The organism is Anaerovorax odorimutans (assembly GCF_024459955.1).
GTDB lineage: Bacteria > Bacillota > Clostridia > Peptostreptococcales > Anaerovoracaceae > Hominibacterium > Hominibacterium odorimutans_A.
Genome location: NZ_JANFXK010000062.1, coordinates 1 through 1,027, shown reverse-complemented (window position 1 = coordinate 1,027; position 1,027 = coordinate 1). Strand labels below are relative to the sequence as shown.

General features: G+C 49.2%; 2 protein-coding genes. Both read right to left on the bottom strand.

What is annotated here, in order from left to right:
- Window positions 1–270, bottom strand: a 270-nt coding sequence (locus tag NE619_RS17815; protein ID WP_256133837.1) for a DUF6075 family protein, incomplete at its 3' end; no start/stop codon positions are given.
- 49 nt (window positions 271–319) lie between these two features.
- Window positions 320–1,027, bottom strand: a 708-nt coding sequence (locus NE619_RS17810) for a VirB4-like conjugal transfer ATPase, CD1110 family (RefSeq protein ID WP_256133836.1), incomplete at its 5' end; no start/stop codon positions are given.

Here is a 1,027-nt window from a genome sequence, read left to right as displayed (position 1 = left end):
CTGGCCTTGCTCCACATAGCCGTTCCAAAGGTTGAAGGCCAGACACGTAGCCCGTACGGAACTGCTCGTCTGCCAGCCCTGCTGAAGTGCTTCCGGCCGTATCCTATCCTGTTTAAAATCAAACAGACTTGTTATATTTCGCCGTGTGCTTGGTGATAAGCTGATCGCATAAAAGAAGGCCGCATGGTAAACATCTATTTTTACGGCCTTGTTTAGCATGGCATAAAAAAAGGCTTCTTGTTCCTGGGACATAAATCGTAGTTTCTTCATCACATTTCCTCCATCAAAAAAACAGACCGCTTGCTGCAATCTGCATGGTTTAAATCCATTTTCTGTTTTCGCTGTCCTCACCAGGCTTGGTGGTCATCAGCCGATATAGCTGGGTATCCTTTGGAAATTGGCTGGTAAAGGGAACCAGAGAACTTCCATATTTGATTAGCCCGCAGCCTGCGTCCACATTGGTGATATAGCTCATTTGTTCGTTTGAAATGTTTAACAGTTCCGCCAGTCGCTCCCGATCCGGGCCTGCCTGGTTCAGCATGACAATAAATTCACTGTTGGACAGCATAGAGCGGGCCAAGGTGCTATCCAGCAGATAGTCCACATTTTGGGTCAGGGCATTGGGGAACGCACCCCTTTTACGAAATCTGCGCCAAGCGGAATTGAAGAACTGGCCGGAAAGCTCATTCTCAAAGACGACATGAAATTCGTCCAGAAAGATATGGGTCCGCTTTCCCTTCCGCCAGTTCTCCGTCACCCGATTGAGCATGGCGTCGGTAATGACTAAAAGCCCCATGGTCTTTAAGTTCTCCCGCAGGTTCATGATATCGTAAACGACGATCCGGCTTGCCATATCCACATTGCTTTCATGGGCAAAGGCATCCAGGCTGCCTTCGGTGAACAGCTCCAGTTCTAAGGCCAGTTCCCGCGCAATTGGCTCTTCCTGCTCCAGCAGTTTATCTCTTAGCACACATAGGGTTGGAACCCTGCCCCCATTCTGATAATCGCGGTATACGGCTTCCGTGCA